Raw genomic sequence first — 20,274 nt, 5'->3', positions numbered from 1 at the left:
GGATCGAGATCGTCATGGCCGAGCGCGTTTATCTCTACGACACCACCCTGCGCGATGGTGCGCAGACCCAGGGAGTGGACTTTTCCGCCGCCGACAAGGTGCGGATCGCGCGCGAGCTTGACCGAATCGGCATCGATTACGTCGAGGGTGGCTGGCCCGGTGCCAATCCCACCGACGACGCCTTCTTCGCCGATCCGCCGGCCTTCAAGCGCTCGCGCCTGACCGCCTTCGGCATGACGCGGCGCGCCGGCCGCTCGGCCGACAACGATCCCGGGCTGAACGCCCTGCTGGTCACCCCGGCCCGCGTCGCCACCATGGTGGGCAAGAGCTGGGACTTCCAGGTCACCGTGGCGCTCGGCATCGAACTGGACGAGAACCTGCGCATGGTCGCCGATTCGGTGCAGCATGCCCGGACCAAGGTCGAGGAAGTGATGTTCGACGCCGAACATTTCTTCGACGGCTACAAGGCCAATCCGGCCTATGCCCTGGCGGCGGCCAAGGCCGCTTATGACGCGGGCGCCCGCTGGGTGGTGCTGTGCGACACCAATGGCGGCACTCTGCCCCACGAGATGCGCCGCATCGTCGGCGAAGTGATCAAAGGCGGCATCCCCGGCTCTCACCTGGGCGTGCACTGTCACAACGATTCAGACACGGCCGTGGCCAATTCCCTGGCGGCCGTCGAAGCCGGCGTGCGCCAGATTCAGGGCACCCTGAACGGGCTGGGAGAGCGCTGCGGCAACGCCAACCTGATCTCCATCATCCCAGCCCTGATGCTGAAGATGGGCTTTGATACCGGCATCGCCCCGGAAGACCTGAAGAATCTGGTCTCGGTATCGCGGGCCCTGGACGAAGTGCTGGACCGCACCCCCAATCGCGGCCAGCCCTATGTGGGCAAGTCGGCCTTCGCCCACAAGGGCGGCCTGCATGTCTCGGCCGTGGCCAAGGACCCCAAGTGCTACGAGCACGTGGACCCGGCCTCGGTGGGCAACATGCGCCACATCGTCATGTCCGATCAGGCCGGGCGCTCCAATCTGGTGGCGCGCCTGACCGAGATCGGCATCGACCTGGACTCGGTCAAGCGCGAAAGCCTGGTGCGGGTGGTCGACCAGATGCAGGTCACCTTCGACGCCCGCGAGGCCACCGACCTGGTGGATCTGGTCAAGCGCCTGGAGCATGAGGGCTACGCCTACGACCAGGCCGCCGCCAGCTTCGAACTGCTGGTGCGCCGGGCGCTGGGCGAGGTGCCGGAATACTTCGCCCTGGAGCGTTACCGCGTCATCGACGAGCGTCGCCGCAATGCCCATGGCGAGTGGATCACCCTGTCGGAAGCCACCGTCAAGGTCGAGGTCGGCGGCACCGAATACATGGAAGTGGGCGAAGGCACCGGCCCGGTCCACGCCTTCGACGTGGCGCTGCGCAAGGTTCTGACCCGGGTCTATCCGGCCCTGACCGCGCTGGAGCTCAAGGACTACCGGGTGCGCATCACCGAAAGCACCGTGGGCACCGCCGCCAAGACCCGCGTCACCATCGAAAGCGAGGACGACAAGGGTCATCGCTGGACCACGGTGGGCGTGCACACCAACGTGCTGGAAGCCTCGCTGGAAGCCCTGCAGGATTCCATCACTTTCATGCTGTTTCGGTTCAAAGACGAATAGGACCGGCGAGCCTTCGGGCTCGCCGTATGCGCCCTCGCCGGGCGCTCGCATCCGCTCGCTTGGCCGCCGCCTCAATGGCGGCTGGATGCCCGCGAACGGTTCACATAAAGGGTTCGCAGTCATCATGACAGTCTCCGCCACATCCCGCCCAGGTCCCGCCATCATCCTGGTCCGGCCGCAACTGTCCGAGAATATCGGGACCGCGGCCCGGGCCATGCTCAATTGCGGCCTGACCGACATGCGCATCGTGGCGCCGCGGGAAGGCTGGCTGAGCGAAAAGGCCATCGCCGCCGCCTCGGGCGCCGATCGCCTCCTGCTGTCGGCCAAGGTCTTCGAGCAGACCAAGGACGCCGTGGCCGACCTCAACCGGGTCTGGGCCACCACGGGCCGCGACCGCTACATGACCAAGCCGGTGGATACCCCCCGCGAGGCCGCCGCCCATATGCGCGCCGCCCATGCCGAGGGCCAGACCTTCGGCGTGCTGTTCGGCCCCGAGCGCACCGGGCTGGAGAACGACGACGTGGCGGTGGCCGACACCGTGCTGACCGTGCCGCTCAATCCCGAATACTGCTCGCTGAACCTGGCCCAGGCGGTGCTGCTGGTCTCCTACGAATGGCACCAGTGCGAAGCCGCCGAGACCCTGCCGCCCATGACCAAGGGAGCAGAAGGCCCGGCCACCAAGGAGAAGCTGATTTTCTTCTTCGAGCATCTGGAGCGCGAACTGGATGCCTGCGGCTTCCTCCGCGTCCCCGACAAGCGCCCGGTGATGGTCAGAAACATCCGCAACATGTTCCAGCGCGCCAACCTCACCGGCCAGGAAATCCAGACCCTGCACGGCATCGTCCACGAACTGGTGACCTATCGCCACCAGAAGGGAGAGGGGAAGGCTTGAATCTGTTGACACAGCCGGCCTGATCCGTATATTTCGCCCCTTCTCCTCCCGAGAAAGCGGGTGGCCGGCCGTTTGGCGCGCCCACCCCTCCCCGCCCGCCAGGGCGGATCAGGACTATCGGGACAAACCGAATAGGCTGATCAATTCAGCCAGAAGGAAGACCATGAGCAAGCGTATTGAAGCCAAGTACAAGATCAACCGCCGCCTGGGCGCCAACCTCTGGGGCCGCTCCAAGTCCCCGCTGAACCGCGGCAAGGAGAACCCTCCCGGCCAGCACGGCCAGCGCCGCAAGAAGCCGTCCGATTTCGGCACCCAGCTGATGGCCAAGCAGAAGCTCAAGGGCTACTACGGCAACATCAGCGAGAAGCAGTTCCGCCGTCTGTATGACGAGGCCGTGCGCCGTCGTGGCGACACCTCCGAGAACCTGATCGGCCTGCTGGAGTGCCGCCTGGACGCGGTGGTCTATCGCCTGAAGTTCGCTCCCACCCCCTTCGCCGCCCGCCAGCTGGTTAACCACTGCCACATCCTGGTGAACGGCAAGCGCGTCAACATTCCGTCCTATCGCGTCAACGAAGGCGACGTGATCTCGGTGAAGACCAAGTCCAAGGACATGGCCCTGATCCTCGAGGCCGCCCAGTCGGGCGAGCGCGACGTTCCCGACTACATGGAAGTCGACCACAAGGAAATGAAGGGCAAGTTCGTCCGCATTCCCAAGCTGGGCGATGTCCCCTACGCCGTTCAGATGGAACCGAACCTGGTCGTCGAATTCTATTCGCGCTAACACGCATTACCAAATTCTGCGGTAACGCAGGGTTTGGGACGTGATGAAGAAGCTGTCTGGCACATGGTGTTGGGCAGCTTTTTTGTTGGGCGGGCGAGATGACGCAACACGCGCAGAATGCGAGGATACTGATTATTGACGACAGCGTTGCGGAAGCGACGTTGACGAAGCTGACGCTACAGGCGGACAGGATTGGCTGTAGCATTGAGCACGTGACGGACGGCTATACGGGTATTGATAAGCTGAAACAAGCTGCGCTGACAGATCGCGCGTATCACATTGTAATACTGGACGTAAATATGCCGGTCATTTCAGGTTGTGAAACGCTTGAGATTATACGCAACACGGGTGAAATTGCGGACACATACGTGGCGATTTTGACAAGCTTGCAGTGCAAGACAGATTGCCCACGCGACTTGTTTTTATGCCACGCAAAAAAAGCTGACATATACTTGCACAAAGAAACGACACTTGACGATTTTGAAGCGGAACTTATACAGCTAAAGACTGACTACGAAGAGCGTAGGCAGATTGCTGCGATTAATTCCAAAGATATATAGGTCATTCTTTAGATTACAAGACGCTATACTAACACGTAGCTAACAGGCACTTTTGAAGGTGCAGCTATGGACGTTGGACAGCGTGAAATTGAACTGCGTGGCGGTCGGATTGTGCTGTACACGCTGGCGAGCGACAAACACGGCATTTGGCAGGCGCGGTTTAGGCTGGGCACGGAACGCACGCTGGTGCGGCGCAGCACGAAAACGACGGACTTGGCGGAGGCGAAACGGACGGCGGAGGAGCTGTACGAGGAGCTGCGGTACAAGCAACGCAACAATCACCCCTTAAAAGATCAAACATTCAAACAACTTGCTGACGATTACGTGCGCAAGGCACAGCGGGAGACGCAGGAAGGACGCTTGAGTAAGGGACGGTTGGTGCTGGTTCAGGGCACGTTAAAACGCTACTTGCTCCCATTTTTCGGCAAAAAACCGATCAACAGCATAACGACGGCGGACTTTAACGATTACGACGACTGGCGGCTGGACTATTGGACGAAGGGCTACGGTGCGGACAGGAAGGTAGCAACAGCGGCGACAACACCATCGGCGAAAACGCTGGTGATGGAACAGAGCATGTTGCGGCAGATTTTGAAGCACGGGCTGGAACAGGGCAGCTTGAAGCAGTTGGCGTTTATGAAGGCGAAGCGGGCAAAGACAAATAGGCGCGGCGCTTTTGACGTGAAGGAATACAGGCTGCTGATATGGACGGCGCGGCAGCGCACGCGATCTGCGGAGCATCCACGTGTGAAACGGGACAGGCAACTTTTGGAACTTTACGTGCGGCTGCTGGTTGGGACGGGAATGCGGGTTGGCGAGGCGCGTGGACTGACTTGGCGGGACGTTGAACTGATACACACGGGCAACGGCAAGCAGACGGAGACGCTGCGGCTTTGGGTGGATGGCAAGACGGGCAAGCGGGCGGTGATTGGGACACGGGCGGCGAAGAACACGTTGAAGAAGCTGCTGGCGCATTATGGTTGGAAGGACTTGGACGAGGCGCGGGCAAAGGGAAACGGGCTATTTACGAATAGCAACGGCAAGGACATACACACGTTTGAGGTGGGGTTCAAAAATTTGATGGCGGCGGCCAACTTGGACACGGACAGGCACGGCAACGCGAGAACGCTTTATAGCCTGAGACACACCTACGCGACGTTTAGGCTGCTGTACGGTGGGACGGACGTTTACTTGCTGGCGCGGAACATGGGAACGAGCGTGCTGATGATTGAACAGCATTATGGGCATGTAAGCACGACGCTGGCGGCGGACAAGCTGATTTGAAAACGGGCGACGAACATACTTGCTGTATGTTGGCGGGACAGATCGGGGCGGATTGCGGCGACAACCAGGTCAGAATTTTGGAAAGATCGGTGATCACGCTGCATAAATAGTGGCATGAAGGCACGAGAGATAATTGACGCTGACGCTTGGCTGGTGCGGAAAAAGGAACGCAGGGGCGAGACGATAAGCGACGAGAGACGGCAATTGATGGCAATGATTTACAGCGACGCGACGCTGGAACGGGAACAGGTGGAGCTGGAACGGGCGAAACTTGAATTGGGGCAGATAAAGGCTGAGATAATAAAGGCAAGGTCGGCGGCCGTTAAAAATCTGTCTTTGGCAAATACAGATGCAGCAAATGTTACTAAACAACAATAATAAATTCCAAAACAACCCCCTTAAAACTGGCTAAACTGCTGGACTTTTTGGGGCTTGCTTGGAAATAATATTTCCTACAGTTTGTATTATATAATACCTTACTTTACCAATATCTACACTCTGTTCAATTCCACATCAATATCCAAAACCCCAAAATCCTCAACTCTCTCTTCCACTCAAATCGTAATTTCAAATTCAATATCCAAGCACAGCTTGGTTATTTCAATCTCCTTGTTATTAATCCCTGAAATCCTCCGCATCTATCAACGGCCATAACTACTGACTTGGCTATTGAATAGCTATAGAGAGACGAATACTGAGTGCGAGTGAATTGTTTTTCGTCATCATCGCTTGCGACACTCTTTGAATGCTGCAACCTGAACTTAAGCATGTAGGTTGCCATATTATGTAAATTTTCATCGTGCGTTTTGTCTTTATGAAGGTCCGTAAAGTCTACTTGATGGCTGCCATTGTAGTATTTTCGTATTTCGCGCTCTATGTCGTATTTTGGATTTTGAAACGACGGAAGATACATAACTGCATGAAAATGAAGGAGAAAACATGCAGATTTAGCATTCTTGTCGTATCCGAGCGCCGATAGCGTATTTACCTTTCTATCCGATAATTCTTCATCTCCTGCGATTGCATCAATCTCAAATGCCCCAATAAATCGTATATTGTCATCAGCATAAAGCTGTATCTTGTCAAACAAATTGTCCATATCCTTCCGCAGCTTTTTAATAAGATCGCTGTTTATATCCAATGGATTGTAATGGACAGAATGCAATATCGTAAGCAGTCGCAACTTGTCTGCGCTTACACTTCCAAACTTATCAATCACATATTTTGCAAATAATTCTTGTTTCTTATGTCGGCACATCGGACAGAATGGCTGATTGCATTTTTGGCTTGCGGAGCAATTCATAATTCGCAAAGCAAGCGCGGTAGCCTTTTTGTCAGAAAAGTCTCGGCACAAACTTTCAACAACATACTTCCTTTGTCGTATTTTACCTTCGGCGTGATCGCCGATTTTATTCTTGTATCTGTATTTCTGCTCAAATACAGATTTGTCGGCAATTTTATCTAAAGTGACTTTCTCGCCCATTGCGGCAGCCTACTTTGAATAATTGACGGTAAGAAAAATTGCATATAGCGCAAGCGCGTTAATATCCACTCGCTTTCCATCAAATCCATATTCCACTAAAGTTCCTTGTTTCATTTTTCACTCTCCCAAAATATATGCGCTACTTCCGCAGCGGTATTTATGATCTTCGGCATAAATAATATCGGTAATTCAAAAATATATTTGGAGGAATTATGAACGCATTACAAAACGCATATATAATCTTAAAAACCAATAACTTAACCGAAGGTCAATACGACTTTAGCAAAAAGTGGCTTGGACGTGATCGGAGCTATTATGGCAGCATGAAAGCGCGGCAACGGCAAGCGGGGCTGCGGACGATGCTGACATTGGCTGGAAATTTGACGAAGGCATTGGTCAGGGCGAAAGCGGAACAGCGCGGCAAGGACGCGGCGATATTGGAGAAACTGAGTGGGCGAATTTGGGACAGCGTGATGGTGGGACGGTGCTGATTTGCGTCCACGTCCAACATGTTGTCGTGTAACACGACACTTCAGTGAACGGCATTGGGGCGAACATACATGCTGTATGTTGGCCGATGTTGTCGTGTAACACGACACGTCGCTGGTACTGAACGACATGGGGGCGAACTTACGTGACGTAAGTTGGGGCGCGATCCGCAAAACGCATTGCACGTCCCTACTCCCACTTTGATCCACGCAAAACGTCGGAAACGCCCACAGCAGCAGCAAAGCAACTTGGGGAGCTACCTACACACAGCGCAGTTTCAACTGCGCTGTGTGACGACGAGCGGAGCTTGGCGGTTGAAATAATATAAACCGACCGCCGAAAATCTGATCAGGTTTAGTACAACTACATTATATAAAAATACGCTGCATAGGACAACGATTACAGTTACTTATAGATAAATCGGTCACTGATAGCACAACACAGACATTACTGTATTACAAGCGAACAGCTTGGAGTACAGGACATGACTGCATTTGCGAAATTGAAACTGACCACTGCGACGCGCAAGACGGAAAATTTGAGCGCGGAACAGTATGCACGGCAACGGGTGCTGGGAAACTTGGCGGAACAGCTTGGCTTGGTTAAGGCCATGCTGGACGGCACGGCGTTTACGGTGAAGCAGACGCGATACAAGACGGACGAGAACGGCGAGCGCGTTGGATACGAGCGCAGCAAGCGGCTGCGGCAATGGTTTTGGCAGGACACTGACGGCAACTGGCTGCTGGAACTGCGCTATGGTAATCGGGCTTTGAAACTGAGTGGCGAGAACACTGCGGTGGTGGCTGGAACGAAGGAGCAGCTTGCGAGCGTTATTGAAACGCTGATGGACGCTGTGACGGTGGGCGAACTGGACAAGGCCCTGGCGGCTGCAAAGAAGGAACGCTTGGCCATGCTGCGGAAAGGCTGACGACACATTTTGCGAACATTTGGCACATGTTATACGATGAGATAGCGGCTACATCTATGGTATATAACAGGTATGAGGCTGATAGCTTTTTATGGCGCAAAAAGTGCAGCAGAAACAGTGCAATACTCGTATTCGCTGCACTATTCGCGCTAACACGCATTACCAAATTCTGCGGTAACGCAGCGTTGGGAAGTGACAAGGAAGCTGCTCAGTACACGGTGCTGGGCAGCTTTTTTGTTGGGCGGGACGACAATGGCGGTGCTGAACATACTGATTGTTGAAGACAACGCGGGCGATAGGCGACTGCTGAGGCTGGCACTGCTCGAACAGGCGTACGAGTGCATGGTCGATGAAGTGGACGGCGCGGAGGCGGCGCTTGAAATGCTGGCCCAGAACGCTGCGAGCGTGGACGTGGTGCTGTTGGATGGGCGCTTGAACGGGGCAAATTCCACGTCTGTGATTGACCGCATAAAGGGACTGGCGGGCACGCACATCGTGGTGCTGACAGGAAGCAGCAGTAAGGCTGAGCACGCGGAGTTTATTAGCCATGGCGCGGACGCGGTAATGGAGAAGACGGCGGAGCTTGACGGGCTAATTGAAAATTTGTCCAAGCTAAAACGCTATGCCGGGTTAGCAAAAATTCGGTCAAATCTCCGGCAGCAATTGCAATCATAGGACGCTATACTAGCACATAGCTAACACGCATTTATGGCGGCAGGGCTATGGAGCTTGGTCAGAGGGAAATTGCACTGCGCGGTGGCCGGATAGTGCTTTATACGCGGGCCGATGACCGGCACGGTATTTGGCAGGCGCGGATGCGGCTGGGCACGGACCGCACACTGGTGCGGCGCAGCATGAAGACCACGGACTTGGCGGAGGCGAAGCGCACGGCGGAGGAGCTGTACGAGGAGCTGCGCTACAAGCAGCGACACGACCATCCGCTGAAAGACCAGACCTTCAAGCAACTGGCCGAGGACTATGTGCGCAAGGCCAAACGGGACACGCTGGAAGGTCGCTTGAGCAAGGGGCGGCTGGTGCTGGTTGAGGGGACGCTGCGGCGGTACTTGCTTCCATTTTTCGGCAAACGACCGATCAACAGTTTGACCACGGCGGATTTCAACGACTACGACGACTGGCGCTTGGACTATTGGACGCGGGGCTATGGCGCGGACCGGGTTGCGGCGAATGCGGCGGCCGTACCGAGCGCAAAGACGCTGGTCATGGAACAGAGCATTTTGCGGCAGATCTTGAAGCACGGTCTGGAGCAAGGGAGCTTGAAGCAACTGGCCTTTATGCGGGCCAAGCGGGCGAAGACGAACAGGCGGGGCGCGTTCGATGTGGCCGAGTACAAGCTGCTGCGGCGGACGGCACGGCGGCGCAGCAATCAGGCCGAACATCCGAGGGTGAAGCGCGACCGGCAATTGCTGGACCTGTATGTGCGGCTGCTGGTCGGCACAGGGATGCGGGTTGGCGAGGCGCGAGGGCTGACGTGGCGCGACGTGGAGCTAATCAACACGGGCAATGGCAAGGTCACGGAGACGCTGCGGCTTTGGGTGGACGGCAAGACCGGCAAACGGGCGGTGATCGGGACACGGGCCGCGAAGGTCACGGTCAAGAAGCTGCTGGCGCATTACGGCTGGAAGGATTTGGACGAGGCACGGGCGAGCGGCCAAGGGCTGTTTGCCAACGGCAACGGCGAGGACATACATACGTTTGAGGTAGGGTTTAAGAACTTGATGGCTGCGGCCAATCTGGACATGGACCGGCACGGCAATGCACGGACGCTTTACAGTCTGAGGCACACATATGCGACGTTCCGGCTGCTTTATGGCGGCACGGACGTTTACTTGCTGTCGAGGAACATGGGGACGAGCGTGGCCATGATCGAGAAGCATTATGGCCATGTGAGCACGACGCTTGCGGCGGACAGGCTGGTTTGAGGACCACGGAGATTAATACTATTGGATATGGTCATCAGAGCGAAAGCATGACTGGTAGGCGTGAGGCTTTATGCGCTTGGCCTTTTGAGGCATACGCAATGGTGGAAAACACATACAGCTAAGGTTTGGGCTGACGATGCGGCCACTGAGGATTTTTATAATCGACGAGAGCAAGGCGAACATCGCATTGATTGCGATGGCCTTGAATAAGCAAAGTTACGAATGCGAGGTTACATCAGAGACGAACACAAATTTGGCGCTGGTCAGATTGATGGAAATGAGCAGGACCAACGCGCATTCATTGCCGGACGTTATCCTGCTTGGAAAGCTGTCAGAGGAACTGAACGCGGTCGCGGTCTTGTGTTACCTGAACACGGCAAACATTACTGAACGGTCGGCGGTCGTGGTCATCTGTGGCTATACGGACTACAACGAGCGGTCGCTTTATCTCGACAACGGAGCGGCGCACGTCATTCCCTGGCGCTTTGATTGTCGGGAGCTTGAGATGGGGCTGAGCATTTTCGAGGAATACGCGCTGGACACGGCGCGATAAGACGCTCGGGGCTGCATAAATAGCGGCATGAAGACGAATGAGATTATCGAACCGGATGTTTGGCTGGCGAATTGGCGGAAGCGCAGAGGACCGACGATCAGCAAGGAGCGGCTGGCACTGATCGGGGTGATGTATCAGGACATGGCCAGCTTGGAACTGGAACGCGCACGGCTGGAGCTGGAGCAGATCAAGGCCGAGACGACTAAGGCTGAAGCGGAAGCAATGGAAAGCACGGCCAAAGCAAAATATCGCTCGCGGTGATTTTTACTTACAAACTTAGAAGCAAAATCGAATTACAACTGTAAATGGCGCAGCTACTAAGGAAATTACGAAGGCAATGGACTTGATGGGCCAACAGTAGTTAGTGATTAATCGCTTTATATATACTTTTACTTAATTAGTGCCTTACAATAACCACTAAAACAAATACAAACTCACTTCCTAATTCTAACAAGGTATTACACACTGGTCACGAACCAGTCTTAAGGACCATTCCAGCGAACTGGCCACAGGCATTTACGGCCATGACGACCTTCTTGGCAACGGCCAGATCGTAGAGACTGCCATATGAAGATTTACGGCCAGTTTGGTCATCATCGCTGAAGCTGATCCGGTCACTGTGCTGCAATCTGAACTTGAGCATGTAACCGGCAATCTTGGCCAGATTTTCCTCGGTGGTCTTGTCGGAGTGCGTGGCCTGAAGGCGAACTTGGTACGAATGCGGAAAATGCTTTTTAATGAGCAATGAGCGCAACTGGTCTTGCGACAGCGAACCACGGTCTATAACCGCATGAAAATGCAAGAGAAAGAACGTATCTTGACGTGTCTTGTCGTGGCCGAGCGGTGCGAGGGCCACGGCCTTGTGCGCTGACAGGTCGGCGCACATCGCTTCTATCTCGAACGCACCGGACATGCGGACAGGAATCGCGGCGGTCTTGTTCTGGTGGAACAGCAGATTGCGGAACTTGCGCTTGAAGCTTTTGACCAAGGCCGCGTCGATCTGGCCAGCGTCATAGTGGACGCTGAGCAGGACCGTGAGAAACAGCAGACGGTCTTGCGGCACGGCAGCAAATCGGGCTTTGACCTGGTTGGCGAATTTGGCCTGACGGGCATGACGGCACATGGGACAAAACGGCTGATTGCACGGCGACCGGGTTGAACAGGCCGTCAAACCGGCAGCAAGACGAAGGGCCATTAGATCATTGCGGTCTCCAGCGAGCGCATCGAGGACATAGCTGCGCTGCTTGATCTTGCTGACCTGCTGGTCACCGATACGATCGACGTACCGGAATTTATGATCGACGGCAGAGCCATTTTTGAGCAGGTCGAAGATCACATCGGCGGACATGTCATCGAGCCGAAAGCATGCTGCACAGGAAGGCATAAAGGGCCAAGTGGTCGATATGAACCATCTGGCCTTTAAACCCGATTTCTACGAAACGATCATTACGCATGGGCAATCTCCTTGAAAATAAACGGCGCTACTGCACAAGCGTATTTATGACCAGATCGGATAAATACAGAAGGTAAGGCCAATTTATTTGAGGACCGACATGAACGCACTGATGAACGCATACAACGAACTGAGAGAGAACCACTTGACCGAAGGACAATACGATTTTAGTCGCAGATGGCTTGGCCGGGACAGAAGCTATTTGTCGAGCATGAAGGCCAGACGGCAAGTGGCCGGGACGGAAACGATGGTGCGACTGGCCAAGAATTTGACGCGGGCTATGGTCACGGCCAAGGCCGAAAGACGCAATGACGAAGCGGCGCTACTGGACAGGCTGAGCGGCAAGGTCTTGGCCAACATCCTTGCGGCGTGACCGTGCGGCAAGAAGCATTAGGCAGGGCTGTAGCTATGGCGGCAACGGGGGCTGCTACATGGGGTGCTGGGCGCAGAAAACGCGCTGCTTGGGGCTGTAACCGGGACTGAAAAATCAGTCAGCACGGCCACTACTACACTATACGAAGGCTTGGACCACAGGACAAGAATTTCAACCGGAAGGTGATTAGTCGGCCAGACCTTTGACGCGGACCATTTTACAATCCAGCAAGCGAAACGGCTTGGAGATTGGGAAAATGGCGAACTTGGCGAAACTGAAGCTGACCACTGCGACGCGCAAGGTCGAGGAGAAGACGGTCGAGGAACACATGCGCGAACGCATGTTGGCCAATCTGGACGAGCAACTGGCTTTGGCCAAGGCCATGATCAGCGGCACGGCCTTTGCGGTGAAGCAGACGCGCTACAAGACCGACGAGAACGGCGAGCGCGTGGCCTTTGAGAAGAACAAGCGGCTGCGGCAGTGGTTTTGGCACGATGTGACCGGGACTTGGTTTTTGGAACTGCGCTACGGCAACAGGCCGCTGAAGCTGAACGGCGAAATGGCGGCCATTGAGGTTGGCGAACGCGGCCAGTTGGTCGGCGTGCTGGAAACGCTAATCGCGGCGGTGAAGGCCGGGGAACTGGACAAGGCGATGGCCGCAGCGAAGAAGGACCGCTTGGCCATGCTGCGGAAAGGCTGACGGCAAAATGATGATGGCCGGTTGAAATACTTATGGCGTATAACAAGTTATGTGCTGATGAGTTTTTCCGGCGTAAAAAGCGCACGAATGTCAATATATTACTCGTTTAACGTGTGCTATTCGCGCTAAGGTTTGCCTCTCGGCAAGACGACACGGCCCGGAGGAAACTCCGGGCCGTTGTTTTTTGTCCGGTCCCAGAGCCGGATTGGCAGGCGCCAATGCAAACGGCCCGGAATCGCTTCCGGGCCGTAAATCTGCATCTCAGGGCAGGCTTCAGGCGGTGGCGACGCCCTTGTCGGTCATCAGCTGCTTCAGCTCGCCCGATTCGGCCATCTCGCGCACGATGTCGCAGCCGCCGACGAACTCGCCCTTCACATAGAGCTGCGGCAGGGTCGGCCAGTTTGTGAACTGCTTGATGCCGTCGCGCAGGGAGGGGTCGACCAGGATGTCGATGCCCTTGAACTTGACGCCCAGATTGGTCAGCACCTGCACCACGGCGGCTGAAAAGCCGCACTGCGGGAACATGGGGGTGCCCTTCATGTAGAGAACCACATCATTCTCGGACAGGTCCTGGCGGATGCGGTCGAAAACGGGATTGTTCATCGGTCAAACTTCCTCGGAAATGATCGGATTGGATCCGTGGTTGAGATGTAGGCAGCCGGGGGCGGCACCGCAAGCGCGGCACCCTACTCCTTGGCGAAATCGGGGGCGTTGTCGGGCGTGGCGGTCTGCAGCGCCATGGCGTGCAACTGGCCGCCCATCTTGCCCTGCATGGCGGCAAAGACCATCTGGTGCTGGGCGACGCGGCTCTTGCCGCGAAACGCCTCGGAGATCACCAGGGCCGAGTAGTGATCGCCGTCGCCTTTCAAATCCTCGATGATCACCCGGGCGTCGGGAATTCCCTGACGGATCAGGGCTTCGATCTCACTGGCTTCCATGGGCATGGCGTGTCTTTCCTAAAGATCCCCTTCCGCCTCCACAATACGGGGCGGATTTCGCGCCCGCAACAGCGCTATGGCCCCTGGGCGGGAAGGGATACCGGCAAAAAGAGAAGGCCCCCTCACCCACCGGGGATGAAGAGGCCTTCGCCGTGTTCGAACCGAGGGACGGTCCAGACCTCAGTGGCCGGACATTTCCTCGCCCATATAGGAGGGCAGCCAGCCTTCGTTGGCCTCGAACAGTTCCGAGACCGGCACGGCGCGGCCGCCGACGCTGATGACGTGGCCGCCGGTCTTGCCGATGACGCGGGCGGTGGTGTCGTGCTCGGCCGCCTCTTCCAGCACGCTGGCCAGGTCGTTGTCGGACACTTCCAGCACGTAGCGGCCCTGATCCTCGCCGAAGCACCAGGCGTGCAGCGGCAGGGTATGGGGGGCGTCCAGTTGGGCACCGATATGGCCATCCGAGGCCATGGACATCTCGGCCACCGCCACCAGCAGGCCGCCGTCGGAAACGTCGTGGCAGGCGAGGACCAGCCCATCGCCGATCAGCTGGCGGACCAGCTCGCCGGCCCGGCGCTCGCGGTGCAGGGCGACCGGCGGCGGAGCGCCATCCTCGCGCTTGGCGATCTCGCGCAGGTAAAGCGACGCGCCCAGCCAGCCCTTGGTCTCGCCGATCAGCACGATGTTGGAACCCGCCGACTTGAACGGCACGGAGACCGCCTTGGAGACGTCTTCCAGCAGGCCGACGCCGCCCACCGCCGGGGTGGGAAGGATAGCATTGCCCTGGGTCTCGTTGTAGAGCGAGACATTGCCCGACACCACGGGGAAGTCCAGCTCGGTGCAGGCCTGGCCCATGCCGCGGATGGCCTCGACGATCTGGCCCATGATCTCGGGCTTTTCCGGATTGCCGAAGTTCAGATTATCGGTAATGGCCATGGGCAGGGCGCCCACCGCCGACAGATTGCGATAGGCCTCGGCCACCGCCTGCCGCCCGCCCTCATAAGGGTCGGCCAGCACATAGCGCGGCGTCACGTCGGTGGTGATGCCCACCGCCTTGTCGGTGCCATGGATGCGCACCACGGCGGCATCGCCGCCGGGACGGCCCACGGTGTCGCCCATCACCATGTGGTCGTACTGGGAGTAGATCCAGCGCCGCGACGCCAGATCTGGGCAGGCCACCAGGATCTTCAGCGCCTCGGCCGGGCAAACGGCCGGGACGTCCTTGGCATCCACCACGGGGCGCTTGGCCGGCGCGGTCCAGGGACGGTCGTATTCGGGCGAGGCCAGGGCCAGCGGGTCGATGGGCAGGTCGGCCACCACCGCGCCGTGGCGCTTCAGCACCATGCGGCCGGAATCGGTCAGCACGCCCACCACGGCGAAGTCCAGCTCCCACTTGTCCATGATGGCCTTGGCCAGGGCCTCGCGGCCGGGCTTGAGGACCATCAGCATGCGTTCCTGGCTTTCGGACAGCATGATCTCGTAGGGAGTCATGCCCTCTTCGCGCATGGGCACGGCGTCGAGATCCATCTCGATGCCCAGGCCGCCCTTGGAGGCCATCTCGAAGGAGGACGAGGTCAGACCGGCGGCGCCCATGTCCTGAATGGCGACGATGGCGTCGGTGGACATCAGCTCCAGGCAGGCCTCGATCAGCAGCTTCTCGGTGAAGGGGTCGCCCACCTGCACGGTGTGGGCGCTTCTCCTCCGACTTCTCGTCGAATTCGGCCGAGGCCATGGTGGCGCCGTGGATGCCGTCGCGGCCGGTCTTCGAGCCGAAATAGACCACCGGATTGCCGATACCGGCGGCGGCCGAGTAGAAGATCTTGTCCTTGTCGGCCAGACCCACGGTCATGGCGTTGACCAGGATGTTGCCGTTATAGCTGGGGTGGAAATTGGTCTCGCCGCCCACGGTGGGCACACCGACGCAATTGCCATAGCCGCCGATGCCGGCCACCACGCCCGCCACCAGATGGCGGGTCTTGGGGTGGGACGGATCGCCGAAACGCAGCGCGTTCATGTTGGCGATGGGCCGCGCGCCCATGGTGAACACGTCGCGCAGAATGCCGCCCACGCCGGTGGCCGCGCCCTGATAGGGCTCGATGAAGCTGGGGTGGTTGTGGCTTTCCATCTTGAAGACGATGGCCTGGCCGTCGCCGATATCGATGATGCCGGCATTCTCGCCCGGGCCGCAGATCACCCACGGCGCCTTGGTCGGCAGGGTCTTAAGCCACTTCTTCGACGACTTGTACGAGCAGTGCTCGGACCACATCACCGAGAAGATGCCCAGTTCGGTGAGATTGGGCTCACGCCCCATGATCTCGAGGATCTTCTGGTATTCGTCGGGCTTGATGCCGTGCTGGGCGATCACTTCGGGGGTAATATCGCTCATCGCAGCGCCTCCACCAGGGAATCGAACATCTTCTTGCCGTCGGACCCGCCCAGCAGGTCCTCGGCCAGACGCTCGGGGTGGGGCATCAGGCCCAGCACCGTCTTGGCCTCGTTGTAGATTCCGGCCACGTTGGACAGCGCCCCGTTGGGATTGACCGCATCCGAGACCTCGCCATGCTTCGAGCAGTAGCGGAACGCCACCTGGCCGTTGCCCTCCATGGCGCGGAAGGTCTCGGGCTCGGCGAAGTAATTGCCCTCGGCGTGGGCGATGGGATAGCGCACCACGTCGCCCAGCTTGTGCTTGCGGGTGAAGTCGGTCCCGGCGTTCTCGACCCGCAGGTAGACATCCTTGCAGATGAACTTGAGATTGCGGTTGCGCATCAGCACACCCGGCAGCAGCCCCGTCTCCGTCAGGATCTGGAAGCCGTTGCAGATGCCCAGCACCCTTGTGCCCTTCTCCGCCTGGCGCTTGACCTCGTGCATGATCGGCGAGTGCGCCGCCATGGCGCCGCAGCGCAGATAGTCGCCATAGGAAAAGCCGCCCGGAACCACGATCAGGTCCAGGTCGGGGAGTTGGGTGTCGCGATGCCACACCATGAGGGGCTTGGAGCCCATGCTGGATTCCAGCGCCACGGCGACGTCGCGGTCGCAGTTGGAGCCGGGAAATACGATGACGGCGGCTTTCAAGGGCGTTGCCTTCACGCAGGGGAAATGGAAGGCCCTGTGTACCCCGGAACCGATTTGGATTCCAGTCCCGATGGCGCTTGTTCAGGCCGCCTGGGTCAGTGTCGGCTCGATGCGGTTGGGAGTGGAGCCGGCAATCCGGTCGAGGGTCTCGCGGATATAGCCGGAATCGCGGTCGTCGCCGCTGGTGGCGAAGCGAGCTCCCAGGCGGTGGGCCAGCCAGCGCCCCACGGTGCCGGAGCGGCCGCGGCCGTTGCGGCAGACCACCAGAAGCTCGGCGATGCCCTTGTCGGCCAGGGAATCGGCGAAGGCGGCGATGGCGATGGCATCGGCGGCGATGAACGGCCGCCAGGGAATATCCGTGCCGAACAGGCGCCCGGCCAAGGCCTCGAACACGGCGCGATTACGGCCCCACAGGCGGGTGATCAGGTGCCCCTTGACGCCCAGCGCCGAAGAATCCATGTCCCAGAACGCCAGGGTCAGGCTGGCGCCCCAGCCGGCCCCGGCCAGCCCACGTCCCTCGACCCGCCAGTCGTCGGTAGGGTCGCAGATGCGCAGCACCGCCGCATTCCCGCGAGGGGCCATCCCTTCGAACTCACCGGTACGGAACGCGGACACCAACATGACGGGACTCGTGAACATGCCTCGATAATTCAGATATCGTGCATATTGCGTCGCGATACAAGTGCTGGAGTGGAATGAGCCTATGCGTTTTTAGGATCGGTCACCAATCCGGCCAGCCCGACGAAGGCGGGCAGCGGATGGGTGATCAGCCAGGTGGGGATGGCGGCGAGATAGGGCTGGAACCGCCCATGGGCCTCGAAGCGCGTCCTAAACGACGACAGGCGGAAGGCCTCGGCCATGCGCGGCAGGATGCCGCCGGCGATGAATACGCCACCCTTGGCCCCCAGCGACAGCGCCAGATTGCCCGCCACGGTGCCCATCATGGCGAAGAAGACCTCCACCGCCTCGCGGCTGACGGGGCACGAGCCGTCCAGCCCCCGCTTGGTGATGACGTCGGGGGTGGAGAACACCGCCTGATGTCCGGACAGGGCCGCCACCGCCTGATAGAGGTTGACCAGCCCCTGGCCCGACAGCACCCGCTCGGCCGAGACGTGGTCGAACTGAGTCCGCAGGCGGTCGAGAATACGGGCCTCGCGCTCGGTGGCGGCGGCCATGGTGACGTGGCCGCCCTCGGTGGCCAGGGCCGTCCATTCCCCCGAAGCCGACGGAATCAGGGCCGAAACCCCCAGGCCGGTCCCCGGCCCCAGCACGGCGATGGGCAGCCCCGCCTCGGGCATTCCTCCACCGACGGACATCAGGTGCTCGGGCTTCAGATGACGGACCGACAGGGCCACGGCGGTGAAGTCGTTGACCACCTCCAGACGCTGAAGACCAACCGCCTGCCGGGTCTCGGCGATGGAGAAGCGCCAGGGGGAATTGGTCAGCTCGATGCGGTCGCCGTCGATCACCGAGGCCACGGCGAAGGCGCCGCCTTTGGGCGCCACGCCGCCGGCATGCTCGGCGAGGTAGGCCTTGATGGCTGGAGCCGGACCGTCGTAATCGGCACAGCGCAGCACCACCGGGTTGACCGCCTCGCCGTCCGGCCCCATCAGGGCGAAACGGGCATGGGTGCCGCCGATATCGGCGACAAGCACCATTTGACTCATGCCTTCTTCTTCCCCTTGCCGCCACCATTGCCGGTCAGCGACTTGTAGAGGTCCCGGTAAAGCCCCGCCGAGCGGCCCCAGCCGAAATCCTGGGCGTTGCAGGCTTTGACGATGCGGGTCCACTGATCCTTCTTGGCATAGAGGCCCACGGCCCGCTCTACCGCCCACTGGAAGGCGCCGACGTTGGAATGCTCGAACACGAAGCCGTTGGCCTTGCCGGTCATCAGGGTGTCGTAGCCGGTATCCACCAGGGTATCGGCCAGCCCGCCCGTGGCATGGGCCACCGGCACCGTGCCGTAGCGGAAGGCGTAGAACTGGGTCAGACCGCAGGGCTCGAAGCGCGACGGCATCAGCAGCATGTCGCCGCCCGCCATCATGCGATGGGCCAGGGGCTCGGAATAGCCGATGCGCGCCGCCACCTGGGTGGGATGGGCCGCCGCCGCCGCCCGGAAACCATCCTCCAGCGGCCGGTCGCCGGTTCCCACCACCGCCACCTGGGCGCCCATCTTCAGGATATTGGGCAGAGCGGCCAGGACCAGATCCATGCCCTTGTGATCGTTCAGACGGCTGACGATGACCATCAGCGGCGCGTCCGGGGCCTGGGACAGCCCCAGTTCCGCCTGAAGCGCCGCCTTGTTGCAGGCCTTGCCCGCCGCATCGCCGGGCGTGAAGGCATGATCGAGATGGGTATCGGCCGCCGGGTTCCAGACCTCGTAATCGGCACCGTTGAGAATGCCGGTCAGATCCGCGGCGCGATGGGCCAGCAGACCCTCCATGCCGCAGCCGAAGGCCGGGGTCTGGATCTCCTTGGCATAGCGCGGGCTGACCGTGGTGATGCGGTCGGAATAGAACAGACCCGATTTGAGGAAGGACAGCGTGTCGTAATACTCGAACCCGTCCATGGCATACATCTCGGGCGGGAAGCCGAGACGCGGCACCAGGTCGCGGGGAAACTGGCCCTGATAGGCGATGTTGTGGATGGTGAACACCGTCGCCGGACGCTGGGCAGGGCTCCAGGCGTGCAGATAGGCCGGGGCCAGACCGGTCTGCCAGTCATTGGCGTGCAGCACCTGCGGCCGCCACTTGACCGGGCTGTTCTCGGTGCACAGATGGGCGGCAGTCCACGACAGCAGGGCGAAACGCAAGGCGTTGTCGGGCCAGTCGCGGCCCTGCGGGTCCTGGTAGGGACCGCCGGCGCGCTCGAACAGGGCGGGACAATCCACCAGCCAGACGGGCACGCCGCTGCCGGGCAGCTTGCCCGAAAGCAGAGTCGCCTCGGCCCCCAGGCCAAAGGGATCGCCCAGCGAGCCCACGGCCTTCTTGGCGCCGGACGCCTTGATGGCATCGGGATAGCCGGGCAGCAGGATGCGGACATCCTCGCCGGCTGCGGCCAGGGCGGCGGGCAGCGCGCCAGACACATCGGCAAGGCCCCCGGTCTTGACCAGGGGAAACACTTCTGAGGAAGCGAAGAGAACGCGCATGGGAAACCCCGTTCGGAGGTTGAAG

At 59.2% G+C, this 20,274-nt stretch carries 22 protein-coding genes and 1 pseudogene; 14 read left to right on the top strand and 9 right to left on the bottom strand.

What is annotated here, in order from left to right; all coding sequences use genetic code 11:
- Positions 1–14: 14 nt before the first annotated feature.
- From cimA to AMB_RS10730, 6 genes are all read left to right on the top strand, one after another.
- On the top strand, positions 15–1,655 hold the full coding sequence (gene cimA, locus AMB_RS10755) for a citramalate synthase (protein WP_011384529.1): 1,641 nt from the start codon (positions 15–17) through the stop codon (positions 1,653–1,655).
- Between the two features lie 124 nt (positions 1,656–1,779).
- Positions 1,780–2,547 carry an RNA methyltransferase gene (locus AMB_RS10750; protein WP_011384528.1) on the top strand — a complete coding sequence of 256 codons (768 nt, stop codon included), beginning with the start codon at positions 1,780–1,782 and terminating at the stop codon, positions 2,545–2,547.
- 163 nt (positions 2,548–2,710) lie between these two features.
- On the top strand, positions 2,711–3,328 hold the full coding sequence (gene rpsD, locus AMB_RS10745) for a 30S ribosomal protein S4 (RefSeq protein WP_011384527.1): 618 nt from the start codon (positions 2,711–2,713) through the stop codon (positions 3,326–3,328).
- Positions 3,329–3,426: 98 nt separating this feature from the next.
- Positions 3,427–3,888 carry a response regulator gene (locus tag AMB_RS10740; protein ID WP_043744195.1) on the top strand — a complete coding sequence of 154 codons (462 nt, stop codon included), beginning with the start codon at positions 3,427–3,429 and terminating at the stop codon, positions 3,886–3,888.
- A gap of 66 nt (positions 3,889–3,954) precedes the next feature.
- Complete coding sequence (locus AMB_RS10735) at positions 3,955–5,172, top strand: tyrosine-type recombinase/integrase (protein WP_011384526.1); 1,218 nt, start codon at positions 3,955–3,957, stop codon at positions 5,170–5,172.
- A gap of 114 nt (positions 5,173–5,286) precedes the next feature.
- Positions 5,287–5,550, top strand: a complete 264-nt coding sequence (locus AMB_RS10730) for a hypothetical protein (protein WP_043744191.1) — start codon at positions 5,287–5,289, stop codon at positions 5,548–5,550.
- A 217-nt stretch (positions 5,551–5,767) separates the two neighbouring features.
- On the opposite strand, the gene AMB_RS25220 is transcribed toward AMB_RS10730, so the two are convergent.
- A complete protein-coding gene (locus AMB_RS25220; protein WP_148207388.1) occupies positions 5,768–6,655 on the bottom strand; it encodes a hypothetical protein in 888 nt (295 codons plus the stop codon).
- A gap of 212 nt (positions 6,656–6,867) precedes the next feature.
- Between AMB_RS25220 and AMB_RS10725 the strand changes: the two genes are divergently transcribed.
- The 6 genes from AMB_RS10725 to AMB_RS10700 all read left to right on the top strand — a co-directional run bounded on the left by AMB_RS10725 (position 6,868) and on the right by AMB_RS10700 (position 10,826).
- Positions 6,868–7,146 (top strand): DUF6626 family protein, encoded by a 279-nt coding sequence (locus AMB_RS10725; RefSeq protein WP_043744188.1) that lies wholly within the window; start codon positions 6,868–6,870, stop codon positions 7,144–7,146.
- Between the two features lie 482 nt (positions 7,147–7,628).
- Positions 7,629–8,072 carry a hypothetical protein gene (locus AMB_RS10720; RefSeq protein WP_011384524.1) on the top strand — a complete coding sequence of 148 codons (444 nt, stop codon included), beginning with the start codon at positions 7,629–7,631 and terminating at the stop codon, positions 8,070–8,072.
- A 252-nt stretch (positions 8,073–8,324) separates the two neighbouring features.
- A complete protein-coding gene (locus tag AMB_RS10715) occupies positions 8,325–8,747 on the top strand; it encodes a response regulator (RefSeq protein ID WP_148207387.1) in 423 nt (140 codons plus the stop codon).
- Between the two features lie 47 nt (positions 8,748–8,794).
- Positions 8,795–10,012: a tyrosine-type recombinase/integrase gene (locus tag AMB_RS10710; RefSeq protein WP_011384522.1), complete on the top strand. Its 1,218-nt coding sequence runs from the start codon at positions 8,795–8,797 to the stop codon at positions 10,010–10,012.
- Between the two features lie 277 nt (positions 10,013–10,289).
- Positions 10,290–10,565 (top strand): hypothetical protein, encoded by a 276-nt coding sequence (locus AMB_RS10705; protein WP_158303963.1) that lies wholly within the window; start codon positions 10,290–10,292, stop codon positions 10,563–10,565.
- A gap of 27 nt (positions 10,566–10,592) precedes the next feature.
- Positions 10,593–10,826, top strand: a complete 234-nt coding sequence (locus AMB_RS10700) for a hypothetical protein (RefSeq protein ID WP_043744181.1) — start codon at positions 10,593–10,595, stop codon at positions 10,824–10,826.
- Between the two features lie 208 nt (positions 10,827–11,034).
- Here the strand turns inward: AMB_RS10700 and AMB_RS10695 are convergent, their stop codons facing one another.
- Positions 11,035–11,913 (bottom strand): hypothetical protein, encoded by an 879-nt coding sequence (locus AMB_RS10695; RefSeq protein ID WP_043744178.1) that lies wholly within the window; start codon positions 11,911–11,913, stop codon positions 11,035–11,037.
- A gap of 205 nt (positions 11,914–12,118) precedes the next feature.
- Here AMB_RS10695 and AMB_RS10690 point away from each other — a divergent pair, with 205 nt between their 5' ends.
- Both AMB_RS10690 and AMB_RS10685 read left to right on the top strand, forming a co-directional pair.
- On the top strand, positions 12,119–12,391 hold the full coding sequence (locus AMB_RS10690) for a DUF6626 family protein (protein ID WP_011384518.1): 273 nt from the start codon (positions 12,119–12,121) through the stop codon (positions 12,389–12,391).
- Between the two features lie 256 nt (positions 12,392–12,647).
- The gene (locus tag AMB_RS10685) at positions 12,648–13,091 is read left to right on the top strand and encodes a hypothetical protein (RefSeq protein ID WP_011384517.1); all 444 of its coding nucleotides are present in this window, start codon (positions 12,648–12,650) and stop codon (positions 13,089–13,091) included.
- Between the two features lie 273 nt (positions 13,092–13,364).
- Here the strand turns inward: AMB_RS10685 and grxD are convergent, their stop codons facing one another.
- The 7 genes and pseudogenes from grxD to glgA form a co-directional block, all read right to left on the bottom strand.
- Positions 13,365–13,694, bottom strand: a complete 330-nt coding sequence (gene grxD, locus AMB_RS10680; RefSeq protein WP_011384516.1) for a Grx4 family monothiol glutaredoxin — start codon at positions 13,692–13,694, stop codon at positions 13,365–13,367.
- Between the two features lie 83 nt (positions 13,695–13,777).
- Positions 13,778–14,035: a BolA family protein gene (locus AMB_RS10675; RefSeq protein WP_011384515.1), complete on the bottom strand. Its 258-nt coding sequence runs from the start codon at positions 14,033–14,035 to the stop codon at positions 13,778–13,780.
- 174 nt (positions 14,036–14,209) lie between these two features.
- A pseudogene (gene purL / locus AMB_RS10670) lies at positions 14,210–16,415 on the bottom strand (phosphoribosylformylglycinamidine synthase subunit PurL).
- Entirely contained in the window at positions 16,412–17,101 is a 690-nt protein-coding gene (gene purQ, locus AMB_RS10665) for a phosphoribosylformylglycinamidine synthase subunit PurQ (RefSeq protein ID WP_043744175.1), read from the bottom strand. The pseudogene purL and the gene purQ overlap by 4 nt, the downstream one beginning before the upstream one ends.
- Positions 17,102–17,182: 81 nt before the next feature.
- A complete protein-coding gene (locus tag AMB_RS10660; protein WP_231849045.1) occupies positions 17,183–17,683 on the bottom strand; it encodes a hypothetical protein in 501 nt (166 codons plus the stop codon).
- A 119-nt stretch (positions 17,684–17,802) separates the two neighbouring features.
- On the bottom strand, positions 17,803–18,768 hold the full coding sequence (gene glk / locus AMB_RS10655) for a glucokinase (RefSeq protein ID WP_011384511.1): 966 nt from the start codon (positions 18,766–18,768) through the stop codon (positions 17,803–17,805).
- On the bottom strand, positions 18,765–20,249 hold the full coding sequence (glgA, locus tag AMB_RS10650) for a glycogen synthase GlgA (RefSeq protein WP_011384510.1): 1,485 nt from the start codon (positions 20,247–20,249) through the stop codon (positions 18,765–18,767). The genes glk and glgA overlap by 4 nt, the downstream gene beginning before the upstream one ends.
- Positions 20,250–20,274 lie beyond the last annotated feature (25 nt).

Origin of the sequence: Paramagnetospirillum magneticum AMB-1 (assembly GCF_000009985.1) — a bacterium.
GTDB classification, from domain to species: Bacteria; Pseudomonadota; Alphaproteobacteria; order Rhodospirillales; family Magnetospirillaceae; genus Phaeospirillum; species Phaeospirillum magneticum.
The sequence above is the reverse complement of the archived record's forward strand: the minus strand, read 5'-3'. Positions and strand labels throughout refer to the sequence as shown.

Bases quoted from the DNA above. Each gene is read 5' to 3' on its own strand.
- AMB_RS10750 (WP_011384528.1), top strand. From the start codon at position 1,780: ATGACAGTCTCCGCCACATCCCGCCCAGGTCCCGCCATCATCCTGGTC.
- AMB_RS10700 (WP_043744181.1), top strand. From the start codon at position 10,593: ATGAAGACGAATGAGATTATCGAACCGGATGTTTGGCTGGCGAATTGG.
- glgA (WP_011384510.1), bottom strand. From the start codon at position 20,249: ATGCGCGTTCTCTTCGCTTCCTCAGAAGTGTTTCCCCTGGTCAAGACC.
- AMB_RS10675 (WP_011384515.1), bottom strand. From the start codon at position 14,035: ATGCCCATGGAAGCCAGTGAGATCGAAGCCCTGATCCGTCAGGGAATT.
- rpsD (WP_011384527.1), top strand. From the start codon at position 2,711: ATGAGCAAGCGTATTGAAGCCAAGTACAAGATCAACCGCCGCCTGGGC.
- AMB_RS10725 (WP_043744188.1), top strand. From the start codon at position 6,868: ATGAACGCATTACAAAACGCATATATAATCTTAAAAACCAATAACTTA.
- cimA (WP_011384529.1), top strand. From the start codon at position 15: ATGGCCGAGCGCGTTTATCTCTACGACACCACCCTGCGCGATGGTGCG.
- AMB_RS10735 (WP_011384526.1), top strand. From the start codon at position 3,955: ATGGACGTTGGACAGCGTGAAATTGAACTGCGTGGCGGTCGGATTGTG.
- AMB_RS10710 (WP_011384522.1), top strand. From the start codon at position 8,795: ATGGAGCTTGGTCAGAGGGAAATTGCACTGCGCGGTGGCCGGATAGTG.
- glk (WP_011384511.1), bottom strand. From the start codon at position 18,768: ATGAGTCAAATGGTGCTTGTCGCCGATATCGGCGGCACCCATGCCCGT.
- AMB_RS10720 (WP_011384524.1), top strand. From the start codon at position 7,629: ATGACTGCATTTGCGAAATTGAAACTGACCACTGCGACGCGCAAGACG.
- AMB_RS10660 (WP_231849045.1), bottom strand. From the start codon at position 17,683: ATGGCCCCTCGCGGGAATGCGGCGGTGCTGCGCATCTGCGACCCTACC.
- AMB_RS25220 (WP_148207388.1), bottom strand. From the start codon at position 6,655: ATGGGCGAGAAAGTCACTTTAGATAAAATTGCCGACAAATCTGTATTT.
- grxD (WP_011384516.1), bottom strand. From the start codon at position 13,694: ATGAACAATCCCGTTTTCGACCGCATCCGCCAGGACCTGTCCGAGAAT.
- AMB_RS10715 (WP_148207387.1), top strand. From the start codon at position 8,325: ATGGCGGTGCTGAACATACTGATTGTTGAAGACAACGCGGGCGATAGG.
- AMB_RS10695 (WP_043744178.1), bottom strand. From the start codon at position 11,913: ATGTCCGCCGATGTGATCTTCGACCTGCTCAAAAATGGCTCTGCCGTC.
- AMB_RS10690 (WP_011384518.1), top strand. From the start codon at position 12,119: ATGAACGCACTGATGAACGCATACAACGAACTGAGAGAGAACCACTTG.
- AMB_RS10730 (WP_043744191.1), top strand. From the start codon at position 5,287: ATGAAGGCACGAGAGATAATTGACGCTGACGCTTGGCTGGTGCGGAAA.
- AMB_RS10740 (WP_043744195.1), top strand. From the start codon at position 3,427: ATGACGCAACACGCGCAGAATGCGAGGATACTGATTATTGACGACAGC.
- AMB_RS10685 (WP_011384517.1), top strand. From the start codon at position 12,648: ATGGCGAACTTGGCGAAACTGAAGCTGACCACTGCGACGCGCAAGGTC.
- AMB_RS10705 (WP_158303963.1), top strand. From the start codon at position 10,290: ATGAGCAGGACCAACGCGCATTCATTGCCGGACGTTATCCTGCTTGGA.